This is a genomic window from Neptunomonas sp. ABH4_499, from assembly GCF_056160565.1.
In genome coordinates, this window is record NZ_JBSWXK010000012.1 from 45,924 (window position 1) to 70,287 (window position 24,364).

Here is a 24,364-nt window from a genome sequence, read left to right on the forward strand (position 1 = left end):
TACTTATTGGGGTTTAAGGGCTTTCCACGCTTCGTATTGGCTAAGGAACACCTCGCCGGTCAGCTCCTGTAAAAAGTGGCTGCGATGAAGTTGATCCATCACCGGCCCTTTGACCTCCGATAGGTTCAAGGTGACGCCGCTGTCGTTTAATCGATGGTTGATCGCCTCTAAGCTCTCAAGCGCCGACGCATCAATCAAGTTCACAGCTGGGCACATCAAGATCACATGTTGGACATGAGGGTAGGTGGCGACAAGGTCGTACACGCGGTCCTCTAAAAAACGGGCGTTGGCAAAGTAAAGGCTTTCATCCACCCGTAGGGTCAAAATCGCTGGGTCCGTATCCACGCGGTGTCGGTCGATGTTTCTAAAGTGCTCGGTGCCAGGCACACAGCCCACCAAGGCACTGTGCGGAGTACTGGTGCGATACAGGTAAAGCGCAATCGATAAGCTAACACCGGCGACAATCCCGATCTCAACTCCTTCGACTAAAGTCAACACAATGGTGGCCATCATGGCAACAAAGTCACTTTTGGAAAACGCGTAAGTGCGCTTGATGGCTGCAAAATCCACCAACGACAAAACCGCAACGATGATGGTCGCAGCCAACGTGGCTTTAGGTAGAAAGAACAATAAGGGGGTTAAAAACACCGTGGCAAGGGCGATGCCGATGGCGGTGAAAGCGCCAGCTGCAGGCGTCTCGGCCCCAGCATCGTAGTTAACAATGGAGCGCGAAAACCCGCCAGTGACCGGAAAGCCACCGGATAAGGAAGCGGCGATATTGGATGAGCCCAAGCCGATCAACTCTTGGTTTGGATCAATCCTTTGGCGACGTTTTGCCGCTAGTGTTTGAGCGACAGAAACGGACTCCACAAAGCCGATTAAGCTGATCAATAACGCCGCAACGAACAGATCCTGCCAAAGGCCAGCATCAAACGCCGGGAGCGCTAACCCCGGTAGCCCTTGCGGAATATCTCCTACCACTTTGACACCCAGCGAGGTCAAATCAAAGGCGTAAGTGGCCAATGTGGTCACGACCACTGCCATAACAGGGCCCGCTTTGGCCAAAATATCGGCCAAAGTCTTGGGTAGCCCAAGTGATAGCAGTAATGGCTTAAGGCGTTTACGTGCCCAGAACAGAAAGGTTAATGCCCCAACCCCCAGAATCAAGGTTGGTAGGTTTGCCTCCGTTAACTGGTTACCCATGGATGCAAACAAGTCCCATAAATTATGGCCGCTGGCCGACACACCCAACACATGCTTAAGCTGACTGGCCGCGATGATCAACCCTGAGGCGGTAATAAACCCAGAGATCACCGGGTGGCTTAAAAAGTTGGCCATCATACCGAGCTTTAAAAAGCCCATGGCAATCAAAATAACGCCAGATAAAAAAGCCAAGGTGATGGCTGCGGTCAGGTACTCGGGTGTCCCTTGCCGGGCAAACTCGCCTACAGCGGCGGCCGTCATTAATGAGACCACGGCCACAGGCCCCACCGCCAGTGTACGACTGGTGCCAAATAAGGCATAGGCACACAGCGGTAAGATACTGGCGTACAAACCAACCTCGGGCGGTAAGCCCGCTAAGAGGGCATAGGCCAGAGACTGTGGAATGAGCATCACTGTGACAATCACCGCCGCGACCGCATCGTTGGTCAGCATCGATCGATTGTATTTAGAGAGCCATTCAGTGCAGGGGAGTAAGGACTTCATCAATACCGGTTCCTGTCAGAGCTAGATGCGATAAGGGCCCAAATGCTTAGGCCCTAACCTTACGGCTTGCGTTGATCGCCAAAATCACACGCATCGGCCGCTTCGTGTTCTTGCGGGCGGTGCTTAAGGATCTCTGGTTTAGCGAGCCACTCATGGCCTTTTAACATCCCTTCCCAGTAGATCCATGGCAGCATTTTTTCTTTCAAAAACCACGACAGACGGCTTGGCTGTTTGCCTTCTACCAACCAGCTTGGGAAGGTCGGCTGTAATTTACCGCCATAACCAAACTCAGCTAGGACAATTTTGCCGCGCTCGACGGTCAGTGGGCAGGAGCCATAACCATCATAAATAGCACGTGGGACTTCACCTTGAAGCGCCATCAAGACATTTTCGGCCACAACCGGGGCTTGCTTGCGAACGGCAGCAGCCGTTTTAGCGTTTGGGGTGTTGCCGCAATCGCCCAGTCCGAATACGTTGCCGTAGCGTTTGTGTTGCAGGGTTTCTGGGTTTAAATCCACCCAACCGGCTGCATCCGCCAGTGGGCTTTGTGCGATAAATTCAGGGGCTTTTTGAGGCGGGCATACGTGCAGCATATCAAAAGTCTTTTCGACCTCCTGAGTGTTGCCATCGGCATCGGTAACCTTGAACCATGCCGTATGTGCAGGACCATCGACTTTAATCAGGTTCGTTTGATAGTTGAGTCCAACACCGTACTTCTCGACATATTCCATAAGCGCCGGAACATAATCGGCGACACCAAACAAAGCGGCACCTGCGGTACAAAATTCGACTTCGATATCATTGATGCGCTTTTGCTTAAGCCAATGATCGCACGATAAGTACATCGCTTTTTGCGGTGCGCCCGCGCATTTGATCGGCATAGGTGGCTGGGTAAATAGGGCTTTGCCGCCACGCAATTGCTGAACCAGTTCCCAAGTGTAAGGGGCAAGGTCGAACCGATAGTTAGAGGTGACTCCGTTCTTGCCAAGGGTCTCTCGAAGGCCTGGGATGGCATCCCAGTTTAGGGTAAGTCCTGACGCCACCACCAGAATACGATACCCAATGGCATCACCGTTTTCTAAAATGACCTGTTGGTTTTCAGGCTTAAACGCGGAGGCAGCGGTGTGGTACCACTTTACGTTTTGTGGCATTACGGACGCCATTTGGCGCATGGTATCTTTGCGTTCAAACACGCCGCCACCGACCAAGGTCCACCCCGGCTGGTAGTAGTGCTCGGTATTGGGTTCGATGATCGCAATATTGAGGTTTGGGCTGCGTTTCAGAAGGCTTGCAGCGGTTGCTTGTCCGCCTGCGCCACCCCCGACAATCAGCACATCATGCTTGCCGGTGTTGCTTTTGGCATTAGGGGCGGAGGCTGCTTTTTCGTGGGCCATCAGCTTTAAGCGCTCGCGCAGGTTGGATAAGTCGTAACCGGCTTCTTGAGCCGCCGCCAAAATGGCGTCGGTGTCCAGATGATGCGCTTCACTCAACGCCCACAGGGTAGTAGAGCGGGTGCCTGTGCGGCAAAAAGCGAGCACGGGCCCTTGTGCTTGTGCTATGGTCGATGCGAACTGCTCGACATCCCTATCCGTGATCTGACCCGGCACAACCGGCAGGTAGTACCAGCTCATCTCGTAGCGTTTGGCGGCCGCTTCAAGCTCGGCACGTGCCGGTTGGTCTTCGGCTTCATTATCGGGTCGGTTGCAAATGATGGTTTTGAACCCTTGTGCAGCCGCAACCCCGATGTCATTGGCGGTCAATTGTGGGGTGACGCTTAAAAACGGACTGATTTTTTTTATCTGCATGATCATCACTCTTAGGCGTTGGGTGAAGGTGAACGCAATCCGTTAAAACAGATTGACCGGGACTTTTAAGTAAACTTGACCGTTCTCTTCCGCTGGCGGCATCTGACCTGCGCGCATGTTGATCTGTACAGAAGGTAAGATAAGGCGAGGCATCGAGAGGGTCGCATCACGTTGGGTACGCATCGCAACAAAGCTTTGTTCAGTCGCACCTGCACCGACATGGATGTTGTTCAAGCGCTCTTCGCCAACGGTGGTTTGGTTCTCGTAGTAATCCCGATTGGGGGCTTTATAGTCGTGACACATGTACAGGCGTGTCTCATCGGGCAGGGCAAAGAGCTTCTGAATCGATTGAAACAGCGTAGAGGCATCCCCACCTGGGAAATCACAACGCGCGGTACCGTAATCCGGCATAAAGAGGGTATCGCCGACGAACCCAGCGTCACCAAACAGATAGGTCATGCAAGCAGGGGTATGACCGGGTGTATGTATCGCTTTGCCGAGCAGTTGCCCGATTTGGATTGTGTCGCCATCTTTAAACAGAGCATCAAACTGGCTGCCATCGCGGGCAAACTCCGTGCCTGCATTAAAGGCTTTGCCAAAGGTGTTTTGAACCGTCGTGATGTGCTCGCCAATGCCAATTTTTGCACCGGTGTGTGCTTGCAGGTAGGGGGCTGCAGACAGGTGGTCAGCGTGAACGTGAGTTTCTAAGATCCACTCAACGGTGAGGTGATTCGTTTTCACAAAGTCCAGCAGCTTATCGGCCGATGCGGTTGAGGTTTCGCCGCTGGCGTAGTCGAAGTCCAGTACCGAATCGATGATGGCACAACTTTGGCTGTTAGGGTCTTGCAGGATATAGCTGTAGGTAAAGGTGGGCTCATCAAAGAAGGATGTGACCATCGGTGATGCGGATTCGACAGTTGTCATAACAGACCTCACTTAACAAAATATTTAATATTCTTTTAAGTAATAAGCTTAAAACATATAAATATATGCTAATGTAATAGCGCGGAGTTTGGCAAGGTTTTCAGGTAAAAACTTTAAGCTGATTACAGATGTTTAAGGTGGCAACAAGCGCTTAAGGGGATGAGGCACAAAAAAGCCGACGCTGAGGTCGGCTTCTATATCTCGCTAAGACAGAGGCGTCTTATTTCATGTCGGGCATGTTGCGCCCGTAGAAGATCTCGTTCATCTCTTTAAACAGACGCTCAGAGATATCGTCGACTTCTTGACCGGTCAATTCACGCTTGGTCGTACCAAACAGGTATTGGTCTAGGTCAGGTGTGTTCAGCATCATCTTGGTGTGGAAAATATTTTCCTGATACACATTCACGTCAACCATCTGGTAGTTGTCGTGGATATCGGAACTCATAAAGTTTTGGATCGAGTTAATATCGTGATCGATGTAGTGCTTAACGCCCTTAACATCACGCGTAAAACCACGAACACGATAATCGATCGTAACGATATCGGATTCCAGTTTATGGATCAGGTAGTTCAGTGCTTTCAGTGGCGAGATAACACCACAGGTCGATACTTCGATATCGGCACGGAACGTACAAATGCCGTCATCCGGGTGACTTTCTGGGTAAGTATGAACACAGATGTGGCTCTTATCGAGGTGAGCCACCACGGTATCCGGCAGTGGGCCTGGTTTTTCGGATTTGTCGACACGGTCAGAGTCTTTCACAGGCTCTTCTGAAACCAGAATCGTAACACTCGCACCTTGCGGTTCGTAATCTTGACGCGCGACGTTCAGAATGTTCGCGCCGATGATGTCACAGACTTCCGAAAGGATTTCCGTCAATCGGTCAGCGTTGTATCGATCGTCGATGTATTCGATGTACTCTTCTTTCTGCTTAGGCGTATTGGCATAGCAGACATCGTAAATACAAAAACTCAGGCTTTTCGTCAGGTTATTGAACCCTTGAAGCTTGATTTTACCGTTAGAGGTAGGTGCCAATGTTGTATATCCCCCACATGTGAACAACTAAATGCGAGCTGGGTGTGGTTGGAGTTACCCAGTCGCCGAAAGGGCGCATTTTATTGCACAAGCCCCTAAAGAAAAAGTGAAAAATGTGGTTAATACAGCATGATCACTCTTTAACGTACAATCATGCAGCCTTAAGTGGGGTTACTCGCTTTATTAATCAATAAGTTGATCTAGAGCGATGACAACTTTTAGGCTGGCATTTTCCATGTTTTCCAATGCGCGAAGCATCTCTTTCATGTTACCTGAGGCTGCGAGGTTCAGAGCATGCTTACCTGAATTATGAACCTCTTTATGCGGTTGCTCAATCAGCTTAAAGGATTGAAGATTAGCGAAGTTCTCTTTGCCACGTCCTTGGTAATACCATTTGCCCAGTCTGCACTCTTCATGCGAGTTGACGCCCTGTTTAAAGTTGCCTGTTTGAAGGAGTTCGTAGACATTGCTTTTCCATACTGCATGATCCAGCTTCACCGTATCAATAAAGCTATTATTTGCAGCATGCTCGATCACCAAGCTCATCTGTTGTGAAAAAGTCATCATTTGATGAATGACAGTTTGAATTTGCTCTGAGGAGGCTCCGATATCGATGGCGCTTTGAGTATTATCGGAAATCATCATCTTGATGCGTTGGGTCTGCTCGCTGACTGAGTTGATCAGTTTTTCAATCTCACTACTGGCTGCACCGGCTTTTGCGGCAAGTTGTCGAACCTCGTCAGCGACAACCGCAAATCCGCGACCTGCATCTCCAGCGCGTGCCGCTTCAATCGCCGCATTCAATGCTAAAAGGTTCGTTTGATCTGAGATCTCTTTGATGGTCGATACTAATTGAGTGATGTTTCGGCTGGTATTATCAAGAGAATCGGCAGCACTGGAACTGTCACTCGCATGATCGTTGATCAGCAATGAAGTGCTTTGCAAGCGCTTGATGGCGCATCTGGTTTCATCAAACACCCCTTGTAAGTTATGAAGGGTATCTAGCTCAATATTAAGTTCGGTGGCTGAGTTAGCTAAGCCGTTCCGTATCTCGTTGAGCATTTTACCGCCTTTCAAGTGCATGGCTAAAAGCTCTGAGCAATGCTCTGTCCCTTTTGAATCGTGTTTTTCATGCGTTAGCTGTTCAATTTTCTGGTTAAGTCTTTCGATTTCAGCTTGATGAGATGCTTTTTGCTCCTCAAGCTTTTTTTGTAAGGTTTGATTTTCTTCTTTTAGTTTTTTAGATGACAGCCACATAATCTCGAACGACCTTATCAAATGCCCATTTCTAATAATCATCGGCTTAAGCTTTAATTCCTTTAATAAACCGTATGAATAATGGCTGGTCCAAAGTGTACGGACGGTAATAAAGAGTCTTGGATTCCAGAAGCTAAATTTCAACAGGATCTGCAAGAGCAAGGCTACAAAATTAAGAAATTCAAAACGACCTCTGGTGGTTGTTACGAAATCTATGGTCACAATGCACAAGATCAGAAAGTAGAAATCTACTTCAACCCAATTAACGGCGACATCGTTAAACAAGAAATCGATTGGTCTGAGGTGATGTATGGATTCCAAGAAGGTTATTTGGGATCCCATTATCCTCCTGTTTCATTGGTCGGTGGCTTTTGGGTTTCTGTTGAATTACCTCATACTTGAGGAAGGGAGTGATCCTCATGAGTGGGTTGGGTATTATATCTTAAGCGCTCTTGGAATCCGTTTTGTGTGGGGCTTTATTGGCCCCCGCACGGCACGATTTTCCAGTTTTTTGCCGAATTGGGCGGCGATAAAAGAGCACTTAAAAGAGCTAAAAACCGGTGAACTATCTGAGCAAGACGGTCATAACCCAGTAGGGGCTTTGATGGTCTATGCGCTTTTACTGGCTTTGCTTGCAACAGGCGTGACAGGGTGGATGCTCGGTTTGGATGCTTTTTGGGGGGAAGATTGGGCTGAAAACTTACATGCGTTTTGTGCTAACGCGACGTTCTCCTTGGTGCTTGTGTACATTACAGCAGTGGTTTTTTTCAGTGTTAAAGGCCCTTAAGCAGATGATCACAGGGCGCAAACAGCGTGTTTCCAAGAGTGATTAATCATTAAGCCGACAGCAAAGGCGTATCTTCGCTTTGCATCTGTCGGCGCATTTGTCCTGGTGTCATGCCGGTTTCCCGTTTGAAGAACCGAGAAAAATAAGCCGGATCTTTAAAACCCAGATCAAAAGCGACTTGGTCTAGGTTGCTGCGGGTATAAATAAGACGTCGTTTGGCCTCTAACAGAACGCGCTCCAATAACATGGTTTTCACGGTTTTGTTCAAGCATTGCAAGGTCATGCGGTTTAAGGTTGTGGTGGTGGTCCCTAACGCATCCGCGTAATCCTGAACGGTCCATTGCTCGCGAAAATGCTGTTCGATCTGAGATTTCAGTTCTCTGATGAGACGATTGTGTGGGTTTTCATTGGGGTTATTGGCACTTTGCTGATCGTGGATGCGTCGCATCAACGTCATTAAGCTTAAAGAATAACACTCGCAAATGAGACTGCGTCCCAGCCGCGGGTTATTCAGCTCCCAGCCAAGTTGCGATACCAGCCACATTAATTGGCGATAGTCGTCGTCACCTGGTTGCAATTTTAAAACCTGTGGGTGTGACAGCAATACGCCTAAGAACTGCGCCAGTTTCGAGAATTGTTCAGTGTTCAGGACGCTGTCAGCTAAGGTTAAAACCACCCCTTGAGTATGCGGAGCAAAGCGAAATCCATGTAAGCATCCAGCGGGTATAGTGATGGCTGAGGGCTCGTTCAGAGAGATCTTTTGCTCATCGAGTTTCACATCTACACCACCACTTAGCAAGATGATCATCTGGAACATGTTGTGGTGGCGATGCGGGCGGATAACCCAGCCATGCTCTTGGCTTCGATGGGCGATCTGCTCTATGTGAATAAAGTCAGGATCATCAATGTGTTGCTCCTCTCCATACAAAGAGAAGTGCGGTATCTGCAATGCGGATGTATTCATCGTACTTATGCCCTTGCGAAAATCACACCTTTGGTGATGACGGAGTACATCAAACAGTGTGTTTCGATCTTATTTTTATGATTTACAAGGTTTTTTTCGGTTAGGATGCTAGTCAGACATCGCGAAAACCTACCGTTATTTCAAAAAAAGTACAATTTTTTTATGAAAATGTGAATAGGTATTTATATCTATTAATTTTCCCAAAGGCTCATGTAATGGTTTTGGGTGATTTGGTCATCTGAAAAGCGTGCTTTGATTTCCAACAATGTGGGCAGCTCTTGAATCAATAGGTCGATCAAATGAGGATCGAAGTGGGATCCGCTATTGGATTTCATCACTTCAATTGTTTTTTCAACACTCCAAGCCTCCTTATAGGGACGTTTACTGGTCAGTGCGTCAAACACATCGGCAACGGCAATGATCCGCCCGGATAATGGGATTTCCTCTCCTTTTAATCCTTTTGGATAACCACTGCCATCCCATTTCTCATGATGGGTCATGGCGACTTGATAAGCCAGTTTAATCAAGGGCGCGGTTGAATTCCCGAGTATCTCGGCACCAATCAAGGTGTGTTGCTTCATCTGTTCAAACTCGTCGTCAGTAAGTTTGCCAGGCTTGAGCAAAATATGATCGGGAATCCCGATTTTCCCAATATCGTGCATGGGGGCGGCTTGTAAAAGGTCTTCCGCTTCCTCATCCGAAAAGCCTGCGGCTTTGGCTAGCACTTGGGAGTAGTGGCTCATGCGCAACACGTGCATGCCGGTTTCGTTATCTTTGTACTCTGCGGCGCGACCAAGGCGTTGAATCAACTCAATGTGGGTTCTTCGAAGAGATTCAGCCCGAATCAGAGATAAGTGATTTTTGACACGCGCTTTAACAATGGCCGGTGAAATCGGTTTTTGAATGTAATCCACAGCCCCCAATTCGAAGCCTTTCGCTTCGTCAACGTCCCCATTCAGTGCCGTTACAAAGATCAGTGGTATATCGGTCGTCTTTGGATTGGATTTAAGAGCGGTGCACGCTTCAAAGCCGGTCATATCCGGCATCATGACATCCATCAAGATCAGGTTCGGCTGGTCTTTTTCGGCCAGTAACAGAGCATCGGCTCCGTTTTTAGCAAACGAGAGACGGTAATCCTCCTGAAGGACGCCTTTCAGCACTTTTAGGTTGGTGGGCTCATCATCCACCACCAAGATACGGTACGCATCATTGTTCATTAACGGTTAGCCTAACTGCTTGTGGTGCTTTGAAGCGCAAGTAACTGCTTTTTGGCGTCTTCAAACTCAAAATCGGAAAATGCATGGTTGATGGCGTTGGTCGCCGCTTTAGCCTGATTGGGCGCGCTGTTTAAAAAGGCCTCTAGTACGTCATCATCCACTTCACAATGGTCTGCGTGTTTAATCAGTGTAGACAGCAAACGGTGATATTGCTCGGTATCTTCATGGTTGGATGACTCATCGGTGACCTTGGCCGCTTGGGTTTGCTGAAAGCGATTGATTAGATCTTCCCTAAATGCGTCAACCGCACTGGGGACCTGTTCCAACAAGCTCGCCAGTTTTTCGCTGTGGTATGACTTTGAGGCGTTTTCGATGTCGCCTAGCAACGAGGCCAGCGGTGCGAGTGCAAGGTTGCTTGAAACTCCGCGCAAAGCATGTGCTCTGGTCGAGAGCGTTGGTAAATCATTTTGGGCAAATAGGCGCTCAATTTCAGCAATATGCTGGGTCAAATCTTGATCAAATCGGTGCAATTCTTGTGTGTATAGAGCCAAATCACCCCAAAGGCTTAAGCCTTTGTCATCTCGAATAGCATGTGGCTTGATCGGCGCAGAAGTAGGTTCCTCCAAAGAGGGGGCTTTCTGATCTTTCAACCCAAGTACACGTGCCATCTCGGCATTGAGCTGATCAAAGTCCACGGGTTTGGTTGCAAAACCTGACATACCGGCCTCATCGGCGGCGGTTTTATCTTCATTTTGCGCGCTGGCCGTCAAGGCAATAATGGGTGTAGCAGGGCGGCCGTGTTCTTGCTCATATTGGCGGATCGCTTTCGCGGCACTGTGGCCATCGAGTTTTGGCATTTGAATGTCCATCAATACGATATCGAAGGTGTCGTTTTGATAGGCCTCTACCGCTTCTAAACCGTTCGATACAGCCGTCACGCGATGCCCTTGTCGCTCCAGGATTAGGGTTAACAGCTGTATGTTTTGTTCGATATCATCGGCGGCCAGTACGCTGAGTTCTGGCAAGGTTTCGATGCAGCGAATGTCGCGTTTCTGAACCGCTTTTCCGGGTTTTAAGGGTAAGCTAAAGCCGAAGGTGCTGCCCGTATTTAACTCGCTGTGCGCATAGATGTGACCGCCCATTAATTCGACCAGTTGCTTACTGATGGTGGTGCCAAGCCCAGTACCGCCGTAACGTCGGCTCATCGAGGCATCAGCTTGAGTGAATGGGTCAAAGATGGCCGCCAGACGCTCTTTAGAGATACCGATGCCGGTATCGATCACATCAAAACAGACATCCTGCTCGCTGCCATACACATGTAAGCTCACAGAGCCTTGCTCGGTAAACTTAACGGCATTGCCCAGAAGGTTCATTAATACCTGTCGGATTCGATCCGGCGCGCCAAAGTAGTGTTCGAGTACCTCGGGTTCAATGGTGAGGTTGAGCTCTAAGGATTTAGATCGGGCCTGCAACCACAGAGTGGAGATCACCGAATCGACCAGCTCAGTCAGTGAAAAATCCATCTCTTCTAGGTCGAGTTTGCCTTTTTCCATTTTGGCGCTGTCGAGGATGTCATTCAGTAGATGCAACAGAGATTTAGCTGAGCTGTGGATGGTGTTCAGGTATTTACGCTGATCGTCATGAAGCTGGGTTTCCTCCATAATGTCGCTAAACCCGATGATGGCGTTCATTGGGGTTCGGATCTCGTGGCTCATGTTGGCCATAAAGGCGGCCTTTGCCTCGGCGGCTTTTTCGGCTTTGGCTTTTTCCTCTTTGAGTGATTCTTCCATTTGGCGGCGATCGCTGATGTCATACAGCAAGCCATCAATCCAACCATCATGTCCTGCTTCAGGTTGGTGGAATGTACCGCGATCCATGATCCAAACGGTATGGCCTTGTTTATGACGAATGCGATATTCAATGGTGTAGTTTTTCTTAAGGTGCATGTCCTTAAGGTGTTTCAGCACTGTCATTTTGTCTTCGTCAAACAGCAGATCCAGCATTCGGATCTCGCCTTTGATAAAGGCGCAAGGTGTCCAGCCCGTCAAAGCCTCGATGGCGTCATTGACGTATAGAACCGACCATTGTTCGTCATAGCGGCAGCGAAACGCGGCTCCTGGGATGTTATTCATTAAAGAGGACAGCTGTGCTTCGCGCTCTCTTAGCGCTTTTTCCATCTCGTGACGGTGAGAGATGTCGGTTAAAAAGCCCACGTAGAGCGTGGTGGTTTGGTTCAGTTTCACTTCACCAAAACCTAAGCGAATAGGGACGAGCGCGCCGGATTTGTGCAGGGCCATGACTTCACGTCCCGAGCCTATGATGCTGCGTTCTCGGGTTTTTTGGTAGTTGGCCAAGTAGCCGTCGTGCTCAGGCATCAACATTTTAATGTTATTGCCGACCACTTCGTCTGCTTGCCAGCCCAGAATGCGCTCGGCAGCGGGGTTATAACCTTGCACAATACCGCGGTCACTGATGGTGATGATGCCATCCACTGCGGTTTCCAAAATGGCTTTCAGGCGACGTTCGTTCTCGCCGACCTCGTTTAATATCTCGCGGTAGCGCATCAGCCAATTGGTGGCGGCAACCAGCATCATTACAGCCAGTGTGACCAAGGCAACCGCCACGCCTAAAAACACCTGCGAGCCTTTGGTGGCGTTATCGATCACATATTCTTGACCGTCGACGAGAAAGACTGCGGAATTCATCCCGACGTAGTGCATGCCCGAGATCGCAATACCCATGATCATGCCGGCAAGGCAGTTACGTGCCATGTTACTGAGGTTGGCTAAACGAAAACGGAACTGGGTTAACAGCGCCACAATCGCAAGAATAACGGCCACTACCATAGAGGCGGCAAACCAAGCGGGGTCGTACTGCATCATTGGGCCCATCTGCATCGCGAACATGCCAAGGTAGTGCATGATGCCGATGCCAGAGCCGACGATAATGCCCCCTGCAATGAGTGAACGTGTCGAGAGTGACTGCCGAGCGCTTAAAAAGAGGGCGACCCAACTGGCAATGACGCCGGGCACCGCTGAGAGAGCCGTGAGCGCTGGGTCGTAATAAATACGGGTATGCAATTGGAAGGCGAGCATCCCAATAAAATGCATAGACCAGATACCCAAACCTAGGGCTAACCCACTGGTGAAAATAGCCACCTGCTGATAGACCGGATTTCGACCTAAAACAGAGATGTTCACCAGGTGCAGTGACATTGTCGACGTGAACATGGCCACCGCGATAGATAGAGCCACCAAGCCATAGTTATAGCTTGAGGTCACGGCGGTTACCCCATCCATGTTGGTGATAAAGTAGTTCGAAAGTAGGTCGAGTAGATTCATGAAGTAAGTTATCGCCCACATCGTTGTTTCCTGTAGCTAAGCCTAAACAAGAAGCAACGGTTAGAGGTTTTTCATGGCAAGAGTGCCAAGTGGCGGACAACTTAAGTGTAGAACAGGGGGCGGATTCTGCTAGGCGCGAGTCATGCTAAGGGAGTAAGCGGCATTACGCCGCTTGAAAGGTGTTCACTTTACTGGTTTTTAAGCCGTTTCTAACCATTGCCTCAAGTAATGAGACGCCGCACTGAACCCCATCAATGACGGGGATTGGTAGGGCTTGGGTTAATGTTTGATGAAAGAGAGTTAACCCCGCGCACCCAAGAACAACGCTTTCGGCTCGACAACCAGTGGCGGCATGGAGAATCGTCTCTGCGGTGGTGTTAAGATCTTCATCACTCATTTGCTCTAGGTCCAGCACAGGGCGGTTCGCGGCAAAGACCCCTTTGCATTGGCGCTCTTGACCATACAGCAGGGCGTTTTGCTCCAGTACGGCAACGGATTTGTCCTGCGCCGTGTAAATAATGAAGCCATACCCAAGGCTTGCGGCCATCTTCATGGCGGCTTCACCAATGCCAAGGACAGGCCCTTTGGCAATTTCCCGGGCCGCATACAACCCTGTGTCATCCGCACACGCGATCAAGTAGCCATCATAGGGTGCTGGACTGATTTCACAGGCCATAATGGTCTTAGCCACGCCCATCTGGGCAAAAGCCCCATCCCGATAGCCCTCGACACTGGCAACCCCTGAGCCTGCGCAAACCACATCAATGTGAGTATCCGGTAGGGCGATGTTTTTGCAGCGTGCTTCTATGGTGTGCCGCATCGCTTCGCTGTCGTTTGGGTTAATGATCAGTAACCGCATCTCTTTCTCCTTAGCGGCGGCGCTTAATCCAATGGATGCTGATCAAGGTAACGGCGATCAGTACAAAGGAAAACAGCGTCGTGGTGGTGCCAAGCGCGTATAAAACGGGTGTGGTGACGTTGGTGGTCATGCCAAAGATCTCAAGCGGTAGGGTATTAAAACTACCTGCTGTCATCAGGGTGCGTGCAAACTCATCGTAAGAGAGAGTAAATCCAAACAAACCCACACCAATTAAGCTGGGTAAAATCAGCGGGAAGACCACTAACCGAAAGGTTTGCCATGCGGTGGCGCCCATATCTACCGCTGCTGCTTCATAAGATTTGTTAAAGCGATTAAACACCGCAAACATAATCAGCAAGCCAAACGGCAGTGTCCACGTTAAATGCGCCCCAAAGGCCGAGGTGTACCACTCAGGTGTGAGGCCTAAGCGGTCAAACATGATGCCGATCCCAAGGCTGATCAAAATCGAGGGGAGAATAAGGCTCACCAGGGTTAGGTAGAAGATCACATTCGAGCCTTTAAACTGGCGTCGATACGCCAAACCCGCCAGCAGGGCAAAGGTAACGGTGCAGATCATTACCGCAAACCCGAGCAAAAGTGAGCGTAACAAGGAGCCGCCAAAATCCCCCACCTGTTGTTTTTCAAAAAGGGCATGAAACCAGTGCAGTGACACACCATTCATCGGGAAGGTTAGCCCCCCATCGGGCCCTTGGAAGGAGAGAATCGCAATGGTTAAGGTCGGCCCATATAGAAACAGCATAAAGAGGGCGAAAACAAAGGTCAGTAAATAGAAGCCTGGCTTTCGTTTTTGCAAGGTGATGCGCGCCATGGTTAAAGTTCCTGTTTGATGTTAATGAAGCGGAACAAGACCGTGAGCATGATCAGCACGGTTGCCAGTAAGACCACCGCACCTGCCGCCGCTGCAGGGTATTGCAGCAGTGAAATCTCGTTGTGGATCAATACCCCGACAGACGCACTGAGTCCGCCACTCATCAAACGTACTGTGATGAAGTCCCCCATCACGAGGGTGATGATAAAAATGGAGCCAATCGCAATGCCGGATTTGGTCAGCGGCACCACAACTTGGAATAGGGTTTGGAGTGGCGATGCGCCCGCATCGATGGAGGCCTCGATGAGGTTTCGATCAATACGCATCATGGCGTTAAAAATGGGCACAACCATAAAGAGGGTGTACAGATGCACAAAGGCTAATATCACCGAAAAATCGCTGTAGAGCAGCCACTCGATCGGGCTGTTGATTAAGCCGATGCCCTCAAGGCTAGAGTTGATTAAACCGTTACGACCCAAAAGTGGAATCCACGAGATCATCCTAATGATGTTCGAGGTCAAAAACGGCACGGTGCACAGGATGAACAGGATCGCCTGCAAAAGCGGACTTTTGATGTAAAACGCCAAGTGATAGGCAATGGTAAAGCCGATTACTAGGGTAATGGCCCACGTACTGATCGCATAGAAAAAGGTGTTTAAGTAGGCTTTTAGCGTGACCGAGGAGGTCAGCAAAAACTCGTAATTCTCGAAGATGAAATCGGGAATTAACTGATACGCGTTGTAGTCCCAAAAACTCACGATGATGATGGTGATGACAGGGAACAGCAAAAACAGCATCAGGACCAAGGTCAAGGGTGCAATTTGCCAGTAACTGGGGTTAAACGATTTTAGAACCATACGAACTCCGTGTGTTTAAAGGCCGGCCCTTTCGGGCCGGTGATCGCTTAAGAGGCGATAAACTCATTCCATTTACGAACCATGTATTTGTTTTCATCCATCACAGAGTTCCAGCAGGCAACCGCACCCATTCGATCCTCGTAGGAGCCACCGTCACGCACGGCACCGGCTTTTTCCATCACTTTTCCGTCTGGGTTTAGGATGTCCCCTTGAGCCGGTTTGCCTTCAATCCAGTAACCCCACTCATCGGCGGTCATGAATTTCTGAGAGGTGGACGGTGCTGCGCTGTAGTAGCCTTGGCGGTTCAGGTAGGCGCCGACCCAGCCAGATAGGTACCAGTCGATGTATTCGTACGCGGCATCCAACTCAAGGCCCGATAAGTGCTTGGCCAAGCCGATACCGCCACCCCACGCGCGGTAACCCTCTTCAAGCGGTTGGTACTTACACGCGATACCCTTAGAGCGAACCGCTGCCACGGCGGGCGACCACATGGATTGGATGACGACTTCGCCCGAGGACATCAAATTGACGGACTCATCGAAGCTTTTCCAGAACGCGCGGAACTGGCCGTTGGCTTTAGCGGCTTTGAGAATCTCGATGGTTTGATCGATCTCATCGCGGGTCATGTTGCCCTTATCGCCGTATTTGATCTCGCCCATGGATTCGCAAATCATTGCAGCATCCATAATGCCGATGGAGGGGATGTTCAAAATCGACGTTTTACCTTTAAACGCCGGGTCCATAATGTCGCGCCAGTTGGTGATCGGTCGGCCCACTAAATCGGGACGAATACCCAACGTATCGGCGTTATAGATGGTTGGAATCAAGGTCATCCACTGCGTTGCTGAATCCGCAAACACGGTAGAGTCCTGACCCTCCACAAAACCCACGGTATGTGGGGCGGTGCCTTGGGCGATCACTGAATCGGTGGTGAGCTTACCGTTGATAAACAGCGGGGAGATCTTGTCGTAGTTTTTCAGTCGACGTATATCCATCGGTTGCATCACGCCCGAAGGAAAGACCTTTTTACAGATCCAATACTCGATGTCGGCGATGTCCCAAGATTTGGGCTGAGTGACCGCACGCTGTGCCACGGCATCCGAATCCAAAGCGGTAAGTTGAAGCGTAATGCCCAAATCTTCTTTGGCTTTCTCGGCGATCGCATTGAGGTTGGATACACCGGTCCCAAACTGGCGAAGCGTGACATTTTTAATGTTCTGCGCCCAGATCATCGGAAAACCCGTAATTGCGCCCGAGCCTAAAGCAACGCCTGTCGCTGCACCGGCTGCTTTGATAAACCCGCGGCGTGATAAGCCTTTAGACGTGGATTGCTCAGTCGCTGTTTCGGTTGCATCGTGTTTTGTATCGTCATGACTCATCGTAAAGCTCCTTTTGCAGCAAAATGCCGTTTTTTAAGAAAGTAAGTGTGGGCGATTTACCCTTGGGCGTGGAACAATGGATTCAAAGCCGTGTGTGGCCAGTTGGCATACGCTTGGTCACCGGTGTGAAGTGGGGAGGCCAGCCACTGATCGTCGGGCTGAAACACCGACAAAGTTAAGCCGTCATTAAATGCCCCTTTCACATGCACGTAGCTGCCTTGGTACTCGACCAGCTCAATGGTGATAGGGTCGGGTTGGCTGTGCTCAGTGGGAGTTTGAGTGAGTTGAATTTGATCGCAACGCAGCGATACACCCGCCAATTCTGAGGGGGCGTTGATCACTTGGTCTAAATAATCCTTAGCAATGCGTTGCTCAAACGCGTCGGTTTCAATGATGTTGTGTCCACCAATGAACTGGGCCACAAAGGTCGTTTTGGGTGTGCGGAAGATGCCCTGTGGCGTATCGACCTGCTCGATCACGCCGTGATTCATCACTACGACTTGGTCAGCCAGTGCAAAGGCTTCTTCCTGAGAGTGGGTCACGTGAATAAAGGTGATGCCAAGTTGCTTTTGGATGTTTTTAAGCTCGGTCCGCATCTTGGTACGCAGAAAAGGGTCCAAAGCGGACAGCGGTTCATCCAGCAGGATTACATCCGGTTGATTGATCAAGGCGCGTGCTAATGCGACGCGCTGTTGCTGTCCGCCTGAGAGCTGATCGGGTAGGGCATCGGCAAACGATTCCATATTCACCATCGCAAGCATATCTCGCGCTTTGGCGTGGCGCTCCGCTTTTGGGACGCCAGCGATACGTAGGCTGAAAGCCACGTTATCTAAACTGCTTAAATGGGGAAACAGAGCGTAGTTTTGGAACATCAATGCGGTGCCTCGCTGGCGTGGGGCAAGGTCGGTGACGTTTTTGTTATTGAGTAAAATATCCCCTTCGGTAACGGCCTCATGACCTGCGATCATTCGAAGGGTGGTGCTTTTGCCGCATCCGCTTGGGCCCAGTAAGCAGCAATAGCTGCCGCCTTCGATCTCAAGGTTGATCGATTTCACCGCTTCCTGTTGGCCGTAACGCTTAACCACATTGACCAACTCCACAGACCCTTTTTGCATATCCATTCACCAAATTGTTAACAATCTATGTAATTTATAATTGCAGGTGCTGTGCCAATCGTTTCGATTTGTTAATTAACTGACTGTTTTTAAATGACTTATCAAAGAAACAATTAAATCGGTCAGGTTTTTCTTTGAAACGGATGATTCAGTGTGATGCGATTGATTTGATGCTTTGTGGTGCAAAATTAAGTTTTTGCACGAATTTTGTGCATTAATATCCAGAGATATAGCGTAGATCGTGTCATTTGCAGTTTTTTAAACGATGGAATAAATTGTTAGCAATCTTTAACGGTTAGAGTTTGTCTTTAACCGATGTGTTTGTTCATAGGAGTGTTGATGAGCACCAAGTCTCAAGCGTCGGTCGAGCAGATCATGCTCGCGATCTCAGAAGCGATCGTTGATCATCGTTTGCCACCCGGTACGCGTCTTATCGAGGCAAAGCTGGTTAAGGCGTTGGATGCGAATCGCAACCACGTTCGGGCGGCGCTGCAGCGACTTGCCACCGAGGATAAGGTGATCACCATCGTGCCGAACAAAGGGGCAGTGGTGGCGCAGCCCTCCGTTAAAGAAGCGAAAGATATCTTTGAAGCGCGTCGTGTGGTTGAGCGTGCCGTCGTATCCTTGGCCGCCGAGAAACTCACGCCTAAGATGCGCAACCAGCTTAAAAAGCAGCTCGATAAGGAAAAAGAGGCGATCAATAAGCAAGATAAGCAGCGGATTATCCATGAATCGGGTCGGTTTCATACCCTATTGGCCGAGATCTGTGGCAATGATGTGCTGGCGGATGTGCTCGATGGTTTAATCAAGCGCAGCTCTTTGATCATCGCGCTTTATCAAGAGATGCCCGAAGTAAAGTGCTCTAACGATGAGCACCAAGCCATTGTAGGTGCCTTATTTGATGGGGATTTACTCAAGGCGCAGCAGCTCAGTGATCAGCATATGCACACCATAGAAGGGCGCTTACTGTTGGACAATGTGTCGCATGATGTGGATCTTTCTGAGGTTTTTTCGTCGAATGTGTAAAGAAAATCGATTAAATCGTCCAAAAATGTACGACAAATGCATCATAACATTCCGTAAGCAACTTCCTTTATTTTTTCTCAAACTGATCTACACTGGTACACCTTAGGGAAGCTCAGGTGAGGTCAACGGGATGAGACTGCTAGCTCGGCTTAGGCATTTTCGAAGGCATAACCCGCTAACGATCAAAATTTTGCTGGCCATTGTTTTGGCAAGTTCCCTTTTTGCCACCGCCGTCACCCTTATCCACATGTACAGTAATTACCGCCAAGCCTTAACCAGCTTGGATGTTCGATTACGCGATGCCGAATACGCTTTTCTCCCCTCTTTGTTGGACGCCGTATGGCGTGTTGACAAACCGCTGATTGATCTCAATTTAAACGCAATAAACCAGCTTCCGTTTGTGGATTTTGCCATCCTGAACACGCCCAATATGGACAGCATCGCAGTAGGGGAGCGCTCGCTTGGGCCTTTCACTGAGATAAAAAGCTATAACCTCACGTATCAACTCGGTGGACAGCTGATCAACATTGGTGAGCTGTTAGTCCATATTAATAAAGAAACCATCTACGCTACGCTTGGGCGCGAGATGATCATTTTGTTGATCCTCAACTTTATCAAAACGTTGAGTGTGTCTTTGATCATCATGTATATCCTTCACAAGCTGCTGTTTCGCCACCTTAACGAGCTTCGCAAAACCGCCTCATCGATTTCGTTGGATCAGTTAAACGTTCCTTTTAAATTAGGCCGCCCGACTCACAAAGAGGTCGATGAGTTGGATGAGGTTTGCCAATCGCTTGAGGGGATGCGCATCCGTCTTGCCAAAGGGGTTAAAGAGCTTCAAGAAACGCGGGCAGAGCGGGTGCGCGTGTATCAGGCTGCTATGTCGTCTAAGGCGTCGGTGTTTATTACCTCTGGCGACGGGTTGATCCGCTTTATGAACCAAGAGTGCCAGCGATTGTTCGATCAATTGGGGCTCGATGCCAGAGTGTTAGATACGGATCTGTTGCTGCGTCGCATTGATCCTCACCTTTCACTGTCGAGCATCATTACTCATCAACATCTGCACGATCATTTTGTGAAAGAGGTGTTTTTAACCACGCTCACAGAGAAACCCATCTGGATTGAGATTCAGTGCCACCATTACTACAACGGTTTTGACAGTGAAGATCAGTACGTTTTCTCAATTACCGATACGACTGAACTTAAAAATGCTTATGCCCGTCAACAGGAGTTGACTCAAACAGACCCGATTACTCAGCTTCCCAACCTGCGTATGGCTTTGGAGCATTTGGGTAATTGTTTAAATGCACTCACTCAAGAACGAGGTCATTTGGCCCTAGTATTGTTCTCCCTGCGTGCGTACCGACCGGTGATGGAATCGTTTGGTCTTGAATATGCGGACTTGATGATGCTCAAAAGCGCTGAGCGTATCTCGGCTGTGCTGCCCCTAACCTCGTTTCTGGCCCGTTCTGGGGAGGGGGAGTTTCTCTGTATTCTGCAGTTTCGGGAGCGAAACGCGGCCACGCTGTTCAAACTTTTGGAAGACATTTCGGCGCAGTTCGACCTGCCCATTAAACTCAGTCAGCATGAAGTGGATGCCCATCTTGTTGGGGGTATTGCAACCGCGCCCAATGATGGTGATGACCCCGAAACCTTGCATAAACACGCGATGTCGGCGCTTTATAAAGCCAAGAAAAACACAGGCCGAGACCGATTCTACTTCTATGAGCCGACCTTAAAAGATGGCTCATTCCGACGCTTATTCATCGCATCACGTATTCGAAGTGGCGACTGCCTGAAAGAAATTTTCGTTCACTATCAACCCATCCTATCCCGCGAGGGGCGACATGTGGTGGGTTGCGAAGCCTTGGCCCGTTGGGAAAATTCGGAGCTTGGGCAGATCTCCCCCACGGAGTTTATCGCAGAGGCCGAGCGCTTAGGCGAGATTGATACCCTTGGGGAGATCATTCTTATGAAGGCGTGTTTTGATGCCAAAGAGTGGCAAAAAGATCTGCCGGACTTTTATGTGAGTGTGAATGTATCGCCAATCCAGCTCGAGGACGATGCGTTTGTCTGCAAGGTGAAAAACGCATTAGCCTTAAGTGGCCTTCCGCCGATCTCTCTTAAATTAGAGGTGACTGAGCAGCTTTATCTGCCGGGCTCTGAGTCCATTCTGCAGAGATTGAAGGCTTTGACGGATTTGGGTGTGCGGATTGCCATTGATGATTTTGGCAGTGGGTATGCGTCGCTCAATTACATGTGCTGTTATCCTTTCCAGACGCTTAAAATTGATCAAGCCTTTATTAAGCGGCTAACGCAAGATAAAAGTTCTCAGGTGTTGGTCCAAAGTGTGATCCAAATCTCGAAAAATTTGGGGTTGGATACGGTGGCTGAAGGGGTCGAAGACCTTCCCACCCAAAAGATTCTTGAACAGATGGGGTGCGATTACCTGCAAGGGTATTTGTACAGTGTCCCCATTGAACCGGGCGTATTTAAGCGGTTACTCCCAACAAAAAAACAACAATCGGAGCCCAATCCATGACCCAAAGGTTGCTTAACAGCAGCCTGCAAATGCTTATCAGTGCGTGTTTGATCTGTCTCGTGCCAGCGAATGCAGAAGCTGCCCCTGAAACCATCCGCTATACCGCGGGGACCATCAATGAAGACCCGCGACAAAACTACTTTATCCAGATGCTTACACTGGCTTTGGAGGCCGCAGGTGAAGCCGATCAATATCAACTGGAGCCAGTGACACAACTTATCTCCCAAGAGCGCGCCTTTACACTGGCCGCCAGTGGGCAAGGGTTAGGGGTGTTTTGGGGAATGACCAGTAAAGCGCGCGAGCAACGAGCCATCCCGATCAAGGTGCCACTGTTAAAAGGGCTACTTGGGTATCGAGTGCTGGTGACCCGAAGCGAGTGGGTGCCCGACCTTGCTCAGATGGAGTCGTTGGATCAACTCAAGCGCCTATCCATCGCCCAAGGCTTTGGCTGGCCGGATAATCAGATCCTAAAAAGCAATGGCCTAAGTGTCTATACCGGCAGTTACCACGCCTTGTTTGATTGGGTTGCACAAAAGCGGGCGGACTTACTTCCGCGCAGTGTCTACGAAGTCTGGGCCGAGCAATCCATGATAGAGCGCCGGGGCTTGGTAATTGCGCCAAGTCCCGTTGTGTATTACTTCGGGCCTATCTATTTCTTTGTGCCAAAATCCAACCCAAAACTCGCCGAAACGATCCAAAAGGGGTTGGACATTGCGATTCAAGATGGTCGGTTTGATGATCTTTTCTATCAGCAACCTGAGGTGAAAAAAGCGTTGGGCTTTTTAACCGATGTGCAACCTCACACCGTGTTCTATCTCCTTAACCCTGAATATTCAGAGACTGAGGTGCAAGAGGTTGCCAGAAAAGGGTATTTACTGGTGCCGATGGAGGGTTATTCCACCGCCGAGTAAGGATTATCGGCCATGATGTAGGCTCTTAGATCGGCTTTTTGCGGCTGAGATGAGAGCCATTCGCGGATCTCTTTGACTTTGTCATAGTTGTCTTTGCCAAATTTCTGTTCATAGAATTCGGAAAAATTATGACTGGTATTTTCGTGGCGCAGCTTGTTTTGCCACTCTTTGGTGACAATGGTATTGAGTTGCCCAGCAAGACCATGCGCTTTTAAAAGCTCCCATTCACCTTTATCTAGCCAGATACCGCCCACCATGTGGCTGTAATCGATCTTGTGATCGGTTTGGGTCGAGATTTTAATCTTGCGCATGATGACGCCAGAGCTTGGGCACAAAAGAGCTTTTGTTGTATCAACCGATTGATCTTCTGTCCATTCGGTGTCTTGAATGAAAGGGTGATCAGGGTTGTTCTTTTTCCATTCGACAAACTCTTCTACCAAAATCCAATGCCCGTCGCATTTTGAGCAGGTACGTGCGTTGAATAGGCCATCTAATAAAGTGGGTTCTAATACCCCAAAACGACAGCTGGTACAGTTCATGGCGTACTCCTTTACGAGTTAAAAAATCCTTTTTTAAATTCAACCGCTTAACGCGATAGCTACCTGAATTATGGGTAAAGTTGGCATCAAGGGCAAGATGGTTAGTGCTTTTCGTTTTTAATGGTAATTGCTAATTTATACACAGGACTGAACATCTAAAGGATACGTTGTGCAATCAAGGATTGATTACTTAGATGGCCTAAGGGGCATCGCTATTTTGTTGGTTTTGGGGTTCCACGCTTATGCCCGTTGGCCGGACCATGTCCCCTTTGGAGATGAGTTTGCCGAGTTTCCATTATTTAGCTATGGCTGGCTCGGTGTTCAGTTGTTCTTCTTAATTTCCGGTTTTGTCATTTTTATGACACTGGATAAGACGCCAAGCTTTGCCGTTTTTATGGGGAAGCGTTTTCTGCGCTTATTCCCTGCCATGTTAATCGCTTCGGTGTTGGTCTATCTGACCGCCTCGTTTCTACCGCACCGTCCTGTCGGAGCACCGTCTCTTATTCATTTGCTACCAGGACTGACGTTCATAGAACCCGACTGGTGGTCGTTCGTGCTAGGCCAAGAATTAAGGGCGATAGAGGGGGCATTTTGGTCCTTGTTTGTTGAGTTTAAATTCTACGTGATTGCTGGCGCTGTCTACTTTACCTTGGGGCGTCGGGTTCTTATTTCTGCGCTCTTGGTGCTGTATGTCGCGTTTTTGGTGATACATCAGCTGTATACCCGCTTTGATGTGCCTCTCTTTGCTGTGTTGCTCGAAGTGACGTCCGTACTGTCTTTGGAGTACTTTGGCTGGTTTGCTTCAGGCGCACTGTTTTATCAATATCATCACACCCAGCAAGGGCGCTATTTTATCGCAGGGCTCTGTGTTGCTTATATCAGTAGTTTTGCGTTATTTGGAATCACGCCGGCTGTTGCGACCATGTTGATGATATCCACTTTGTTTTCGCTCAGTTTAAAAGTAGATGTGATTCAGAGAGTTCTGTCGTTTCGAGTATTCATGTTTTTTGGGCTGGTCAGCTACCCGCTCTACCTTATCCATGAAAACGCGATGATTTCTATGATGGTACAGATGCCACCCAATATTTTTGGTATCCCTCTTTTCTTTTATCCGTGGATCGTAATTGGTTTTTTGTCCGTCATAGCGTTCGGGATTGCAGTGAAAGGGGAATACTGGGTTCGTGGTTGGATAAAAGCCTTATTTGGTATCGGGCGGGTGCCTCTTAACAAGAAAAGCAAAGTGGTCTGATGTCGAGCCGAAAACCAGGG

At 49.2% G+C, this 24,364-nt stretch carries 20 protein-coding genes and 1 pseudogene; 6 read left to right on the forward strand and 15 right to left on the reverse strand.

Annotated features, from left to right (window positions below; genetic code table 11):
* Positions 1-3: 3 nt before the first annotated feature.
* From ACXAF9_RS13210 to ACXAF9_RS13235, 6 genes and pseudogenes are all read right to left on the reverse strand, one after another.
* Positions 4-1,707: a SulP family inorganic anion transporter gene (locus ACXAF9_RS13210; RefSeq protein ID WP_475075004.1), complete on the reverse strand. Its 1,704-nt coding sequence runs from the start codon at positions 1,705-1,707 to the stop codon at positions 4-6.
* Positions 1,708-1,766: 59 nt separating this feature from the next.
* Positions 1,767-3,512, reverse strand: coding sequence for a bifunctional protein tyrosine phosphatase family protein/NAD(P)/FAD-dependent oxidoreductase (locus ACXAF9_RS13215; protein ID WP_475075006.1), 1,746 nt, complete (start codon positions 3,510-3,512; stop codon positions 1,767-1,769).
* Between the two features lie 42 nt (positions 3,513-3,554).
* Entirely contained in the window at positions 3,555-4,436 is an 882-nt protein-coding gene (locus tag ACXAF9_RS13220) for an MBL fold metallo-hydrolase (RefSeq protein ID WP_475075008.1), read from the reverse strand.
* Between the two features lie 220 nt (positions 4,437-4,656).
* Complete coding sequence (gene speD, locus ACXAF9_RS13225) at positions 4,657-5,472, reverse strand: adenosylmethionine decarboxylase (RefSeq protein ID WP_475075011.1); 816 nt, start codon at positions 5,470-5,472, stop codon at positions 4,657-4,659.
* A 183-nt stretch (positions 5,473-5,655) separates the two neighbouring features.
* Positions 5,656-6,039 carry a CZB domain-containing protein gene (locus ACXAF9_RS13230; RefSeq protein WP_475075179.1) on the reverse strand — a complete coding sequence of 128 codons (384 nt, stop codon included), beginning with the start codon at positions 6,037-6,039 and terminating at the stop codon, positions 5,656-5,658.
* Positions 6,040-6,072: 33 nt separating this feature from the next.
* Positions 6,073-6,771, reverse strand: a pseudogene (locus ACXAF9_RS13235) (methyl-accepting chemotaxis protein); the annotation flags it as partial.
* Positions 6,772-6,810: 39 nt separating this feature from the next.
* Here ACXAF9_RS13235 and ACXAF9_RS13240 point away from each other — a divergent pair.
* On the forward strand, positions 6,811-7,131 hold the full coding sequence (locus tag ACXAF9_RS13240; RefSeq protein ID WP_475075013.1) for a PepSY domain-containing protein: 321 nt from the start codon (positions 6,811-6,813) through the stop codon (positions 7,129-7,131).
* Positions 7,112-7,516, forward strand: coding sequence for a cytochrome b/b6 domain-containing protein (locus ACXAF9_RS13245; RefSeq protein WP_475075015.1), 405 nt, complete (start codon positions 7,112-7,114; stop codon positions 7,514-7,516). Before ACXAF9_RS13240 ends, ACXAF9_RS13245 begins: the two co-directional genes overlap by 20 nt.
* Positions 7,517-7,565: 49 nt before the next feature.
* Here ACXAF9_RS13245 and ACXAF9_RS13250 read toward each other — a convergent pair whose 3' ends face one another.
* From ACXAF9_RS13250 to ACXAF9_RS13285, 8 genes are all read right to left on the reverse strand, one after another.
* The gene (locus tag ACXAF9_RS13250; protein WP_475075017.1) at positions 7,566-8,480 is read right to left on the reverse strand and encodes a helix-turn-helix domain-containing protein; all 915 of its coding nucleotides are present in this window, start codon (positions 8,478-8,480) and stop codon (positions 7,566-7,568) included.
* Positions 8,481-8,671: 191 nt separating this feature from the next.
* Complete coding sequence (locus ACXAF9_RS13255; protein WP_475075021.1) at positions 8,672-9,697, reverse strand: response regulator; 1,026 nt, start codon at positions 9,695-9,697, stop codon at positions 8,672-8,674.
* Between the two features lie 11 nt (positions 9,698-9,708).
* On the reverse strand, positions 9,709-13,059 hold the full coding sequence (locus tag ACXAF9_RS13260; RefSeq protein WP_475075023.1) for an MHYT domain-containing protein: 3,351 nt from the start codon (positions 13,057-13,059) through the stop codon (positions 9,709-9,711).
* Between the two features lie 142 nt (positions 13,060-13,201).
* Positions 13,202-13,897, reverse strand: coding sequence for an aspartate/glutamate racemase family protein (locus ACXAF9_RS13265; RefSeq protein WP_475075025.1), 696 nt, complete (start codon positions 13,895-13,897; stop codon positions 13,202-13,204).
* A gap of 10 nt (positions 13,898-13,907) precedes the next feature.
* A complete protein-coding gene (locus tag ACXAF9_RS13270) occupies positions 13,908-14,726 on the reverse strand; it encodes an ABC transporter permease (RefSeq protein ID WP_475075027.1) in 819 nt (272 codons plus the stop codon).
* 2 nt (positions 14,727-14,728) lie between these two features.
* A complete protein-coding gene (locus tag ACXAF9_RS13275) occupies positions 14,729-15,583 on the reverse strand; it encodes an ABC transporter permease (protein ID WP_475075029.1) in 855 nt (284 codons plus the stop codon).
* A 47-nt stretch (positions 15,584-15,630) separates the two neighbouring features.
* Entirely contained in the window at positions 15,631-16,962 is a 1,332-nt protein-coding gene (locus tag ACXAF9_RS13280) for an ABC transporter substrate-binding protein (RefSeq protein ID WP_475075030.1), read from the reverse strand.
* 56 nt (positions 16,963-17,018) lie between these two features.
* Positions 17,019-18,077, reverse strand: coding sequence for an ABC transporter ATP-binding protein (locus ACXAF9_RS13285; protein WP_475075032.1), 1,059 nt, complete (start codon positions 18,075-18,077; stop codon positions 17,019-17,021).
* 339 nt (positions 18,078-18,416) lie between these two features.
* Here ACXAF9_RS13285 and ACXAF9_RS13290 point away from each other — a divergent pair, with 339 nt between their 5' ends.
* From ACXAF9_RS13290 to ACXAF9_RS13300, 3 genes are all read left to right on the forward strand, one after another.
* Positions 18,417-19,103 carry a GntR family transcriptional regulator gene (locus ACXAF9_RS13290; RefSeq protein ID WP_475075034.1) on the forward strand — a complete coding sequence of 229 codons (687 nt, stop codon included), beginning with the start codon at positions 18,417-18,419 and terminating at the stop codon, positions 19,101-19,103.
* A gap of 130 nt (positions 19,104-19,233) precedes the next feature.
* Entirely contained in the window at positions 19,234-21,645 is a 2,412-nt protein-coding gene (locus ACXAF9_RS13295; protein WP_475075036.1) for a bifunctional diguanylate cyclase/phosphodiesterase, read from the forward strand.
* Positions 21,642-22,556 carry a substrate-binding periplasmic protein gene (locus ACXAF9_RS13300; protein ID WP_475075039.1) on the forward strand — a complete coding sequence of 305 codons (915 nt, stop codon included), beginning with the start codon at positions 21,642-21,644 and terminating at the stop codon, positions 22,554-22,556. Before ACXAF9_RS13295 ends, ACXAF9_RS13300 begins: the two co-directional genes overlap by 4 nt.
* On the opposite strand, the gene ACXAF9_RS13305 is transcribed toward ACXAF9_RS13300, so the two are convergent.
* Positions 22,538-23,095, reverse strand: a complete 558-nt coding sequence (locus ACXAF9_RS13305) for a TFIIB-type zinc ribbon-containing protein (protein ID WP_475075041.1) — start codon at positions 23,093-23,095, stop codon at positions 22,538-22,540. The two genes, ACXAF9_RS13300 and ACXAF9_RS13305, sit on opposite strands and share 19 nt — an antisense overlap.
* A 169-nt stretch (positions 23,096-23,264) precedes the next feature.
* Here ACXAF9_RS13305 and ACXAF9_RS13310 point away from each other — a divergent pair, with 169 nt between their 5' ends.
* The gene (locus ACXAF9_RS13310; RefSeq protein WP_475075042.1) at positions 23,265-24,344 is read left to right on the forward strand and encodes an acyltransferase family protein; all 1,080 of its coding nucleotides are present in this window, start codon (positions 23,265-23,267) and stop codon (positions 24,342-24,344) included.
* The last annotated feature ends 20 nt before the right edge of the window (positions 24,345-24,364 follow it).